This is a genomic window from Lentzea sp., assembly GCF_036380075.1.
In the GTDB taxonomy this organism is placed as follows: domain Bacteria; phylum Actinomycetota; class Actinomycetes; order Mycobacteriales; family Pseudonocardiaceae; genus Lentzea.
On sequence record NZ_DASVFL010000282.1, the window covers coordinates 1 to 3,574 of the forward strand.

Sequence of the window (3,574 nt, forward strand, 5' to 3'; positions counted from 1 at the left end):
CGGGTTTGTGGCCGGATCGCAGGGGAACTCCGTACCGAGGCATGCGGGCACACCGACGTCCTCACCGATGACCCCAGACCCCGGCGTCGGCGACCGACACGGAGGTACAGCCGTCGTCAGCATCGAACGCGAGCACCCGTCATCCACCCGAAGCCCGATTCCCCCGGTACTGCACACCGGCGCGGCACTGGGCTGGCGCTTCCTGGTCGTGGTGGCGTCCCTGTACGTCATCGGCGTCATCCTCGGCAGGCTGGCGTCGCTGGTCGTACCGCTCGCGATCGCGTTGCTGCTGGCAGCGTTGCTCACACCGGCGGTCGGTTTCCTCGTGCCGAAACGGATTCCGCGAGTTGTCGCGACCCTGGCGGTGCTCGTGGGCGGGCTCGTCGTGCTCGGCGGGCTGCTCACGTTCGTCGTGACGACCTTCGTCAACGGTGTACCGGACCTCGCGGCGCAGCTCGTCCGCAGCGTCGACACCGTGTCCGGCTGGCTCGTCAGCGGACCCCTGCACCTCAGCGAGACCCACTTGAGCGAGTTCTCCGACCGAGCCGTGAAAACTCTGCAGGACAACCAGTCCGGTATCACCTCGGGCGCGCTCACCACGGCCGCGACGGTCATCGTCATCGCGGTGAACCAACTGGAAAGCCACGTCCTGCAACCGTTCCTGCTGGGGCGCGCGGTGAAGCTGCACCCCCTCTCGGTGGTGCTGGCCATCGCGAGCGGACTCCTCGTCGCGGGCATCGCCGGCGCGTTGCTCGCCGTGCCGCTGCTGGCGGTGCTCAATCCCGGGATCCGTTCTCTGCTCAGCGATGCCGACGAGCACGTGGCGCCCGCCGACGTGCACACCAGCGAACCCGGAGAGTCCGCACCCGATGAACCCGGTCTCGACACCGAGGCCGGCACCGAGACCCGGAGCAGGTAGATGACCTCGACGCACGACGTGCTGACGGAGACGGCCGACCGTCCCCGCGGCAGCGATTTCGCCCGACTGACCAAAGAACTCAAAGCCGCGGGCCTGCTGGACCGCCGTCGCGGCTATTACGCGCTGCGCATGGCCATCAACGGTGTCCTGCTCGGCGCGATCGCCACCGCCTTCGTGCTGGTGGGCGACTCGTGGTGGCAGGTGCTGCTCGCCGTGGCCCTGGCCGTGGCCTCGACCCAGCTGGCGTTCATCGGGCACGACGCCGGGCACCGGCAGATCTTCCGCAGCCACCGCCACAACGACCTGGTCGGGCACCTGCACGGCAGTCTCACCGGCATCAGCTACCAGTGGTGGGTCGCCAAGCACAACCGCCACCACGCCAACCCCAACCACGAGGACCACGACCCGGACATCGAGATCCACGCCCTCGCCTTCAGCCGCGCCCAGACCAGGAGCAAACGCGGCCTGAACGCGTGGATCGTCCGGCGCCAGGCGTTCCTGTTCTTCCCGCTGCTGCTCGCCGAAGCGGCCGTGCTGCGGATCTCCGGCGTCGTCGCCCTGTGCCGCCGCGAGCTGCGCAACCCGTGGCGCGAGGCAGCACTCCAGATCGTGCCGTTGGCGGCCTACCTGGTGGCGGTCTTCCTGGTCCTCTCCCCGCTGAAGGCCATCGTGTTCATCGCCGTGCACCAGGGGCTGATGGGCGTCTACCTCGGGTGCTCGTTCGCGCCCAACCACAAGGGAATGCCGATCATCACCGGTGACCAGCGCCTCGACCACCTCCACAAGCAGGTGCTCACCTCCCGCAACGTGACCGGCGGCCGCTGGGTCGACGCCCTGCTCGGCGGGCTCAACCACCAGATCGAGCACCACCTCTACCCGCACATGCCCCGCCCCAACCTGCGCCACGCGCAACCCGTCGTCGAGAACTTCTGCGCGCGACATGGAATCCCGTACAGCAAGACCACCATGGTTCGTTCCTATGCCGAGGTTCTCCGCCATCTGCACGACGCGGGTGCGCCGCTGCGCGGTACGGCGCAGTGACCGCACCGCAGCATTGAGTCCTTTAAGGACGGACGACCGCATCCGCTCGGAAAGAGCGAGTTCACCGGTTCCGGGTTGCACCAGTGCGGAGCGGGTATCTGACGAAGACCGTGCACGAGGCCGCGCACGGGAGGGTCGCCTCACGTGACCCCGGCCGGATCCGGGACGGGAAGTGTCAGCAGGGGCTTCCCGCACCGGACCGGTTGCCACTGGCGCCACAGGCGTACCGTCGACCTGGAGGTGGCCGCGTTCCGCGCCACCGGATGCTCCTTCCGGAGATCCGGACATCCCCGTCGAACGGAAAGCACCAAGTGACCCTGTCTTCAGCGAACGTCCTGTTCAGCCAACCCGAGACGCACCAGCCGCAAGCCCGGCACACCCCGGCCGAGTCCGATCGACCGTCCTGGACGTGCCTGTTCCGCGAACCGGTGCCCGCACCGCGAGTTCCGTCGGAGCGCTGAGCCGAGACCGCGGTGGGACAGCGTCGATCGCCTGCGATGTTCCGGACTGCCGACCGATCAAAGGCCACCGCGAAGAACGAGCGAGGCGCAGACCTGTCCCGGGTGGAGTAGTGTCGGCCTGGTTGGGGTTCCAGTTGCCGGCATCCAGCCGCCGCGGCCCCCGATCTGATTCGGCTCGGCGCCCGCGCCTCCTGCCGGAGATCGGAGTACCGGCTTGCCGCCGGACCGCCAGATCTTCTCCTCGCTCTCCAGAAGCCTTCACGCCGCGCCCGACGAGTGGGTGCGTTCATGACACGGACCGGACACGTCGACGGGCACAACGGTGCCGCAGCCGATTTCGCGGACGCACGACTCGCCGCCGAGGAGGCGGGAGCCGTCCAGCAACGTCAAGCGGCACAACGCGTCGCGCAGCACTGCCGCGACCTGCAGGACTGCCGCGACCTGCTCGAGATGCTGGGCCTGTCGAGCCTGCGCCCACGCGCCGCACGTCCGGTTCACGACGATCCGAGCAGCCCGACTTCCCCGGAAGCGCTCAGCGTTCACCGGACCACCGAAGGAGAACGTAAATGACGCAGGGAACCGTGAAGTGGTTCAACGGCACCAAGGGATTCGGTTTCATCGCACCGGAAGGCGGCGGCCCGGACGTCTTCGTCCACCACTCCGAGGTCCACGAGTACGCCTACCAGGGCATCCCGGAGAAGCAGCTGGTGGAGTTCGAGATCCAGCAGGGGGACAGAGGGCCGCAGGCGATGTCTGTCCGGCTTCTCTGAAGCCCCAGGAGACACGGGGAGCGGGCCACCGTCAGGTGGTTCGCTCCCCGTGCACAGGAGGCATTCGGCTGAGATCGCACCGAGAAACCGGCGCGCGGCAGTACTGTCGCCCCATGACTGACGCGCACGGCGGCCCCTCCCTCGGTCCCACGTTGTCCGAGTGGATCAACGCTCGCGGCGACACCGAACGGCACCTGGCGGCAGCGGCCGCGTCTCCGGTCGACGCGAAGTGGGTGCAGCGGCTCGCGGACCTGCTCGCCACCGAGAGGTCCTGGCAGGACCAGTACACCGACCTGCTCGCGCTCGGCAGCGCCGGTGGTCACTTCCCGTCGTCGAACCGCTGAACGCCGGTCCAGCCGACAACCGGTGGGACGCTGCTCGAC

At 68.5% G+C, this 3,574-nt stretch carries 5 protein-coding genes; all 5 read left to right on the forward strand.

Translation table 11 applies throughout. The annotated features are described in order from the left end of the window. The first annotated feature begins 67 nt into the window (after window positions 1–67). On the forward strand, window positions 68–919 hold the full coding sequence (locus VF330_RS30050) for an AI-2E family transporter (RefSeq protein ID WP_330855063.1): 852 nt from the start codon (window positions 68–70) through the stop codon (window positions 917–919). Then, complete coding sequence (locus VF330_RS30055; RefSeq protein WP_330855064.1) at window positions 920–1,960, forward strand: acyl-CoA desaturase; 1,041 nt, start codon at window positions 920–922, stop codon at window positions 1,958–1,960. A 749-nt stretch (window positions 1,961–2,709) separates the two neighbouring features. Continuing rightward, on the forward strand, window positions 2,710–2,991 hold the full coding sequence (locus tag VF330_RS30060; protein WP_330855065.1) for a hypothetical protein: 282 nt from the start codon (window positions 2,710–2,712) through the stop codon (window positions 2,989–2,991). Next, window positions 2,988–3,191: a cold-shock protein gene (locus VF330_RS30065; protein WP_330855066.1), complete on the forward strand. Its 204-nt coding sequence runs from the start codon at window positions 2,988–2,990 to the stop codon at window positions 3,189–3,191. The genes VF330_RS30060 and VF330_RS30065 overlap by 4 nt, the downstream gene beginning before the upstream one ends. A 113-nt stretch (window positions 3,192–3,304) precedes the next feature. After that, on the forward strand, window positions 3,305–3,535 hold the full coding sequence (locus VF330_RS30070) for a hypothetical protein (protein WP_330855067.1): 231 nt from the start codon (window positions 3,305–3,307) through the stop codon (window positions 3,533–3,535). Window positions 3,536–3,574 lie beyond the last annotated feature (39 nt).

Bases quoted from the DNA above. Each gene is read 5' to 3' on its own strand.
- VF330_RS30050 (WP_330855063.1), top strand. From the start codon at position 68: ATGACCCCAGACCCCGGCGTCGGCGACCGACACGGAGGTACAGCCGTC.
- VF330_RS30055 (WP_330855064.1), top strand. From the start codon at position 920: ATGACCTCGACGCACGACGTGCTGACGGAGACGGCCGACCGTCCCCGC.
- VF330_RS30060 (WP_330855065.1), top strand. From the start codon at position 2,710: ATGACACGGACCGGACACGTCGACGGGCACAACGGTGCCGCAGCCGAT.
- VF330_RS30065 (WP_330855066.1), top strand. From the start codon at position 2,988: ATGACGCAGGGAACCGTGAAGTGGTTCAACGGCACCAAGGGATTCGGT.
- VF330_RS30070 (WP_330855067.1), top strand. From the start codon at position 3,305: ATGACTGACGCGCACGGCGGCCCCTCCCTCGGTCCCACGTTGTCCGAG.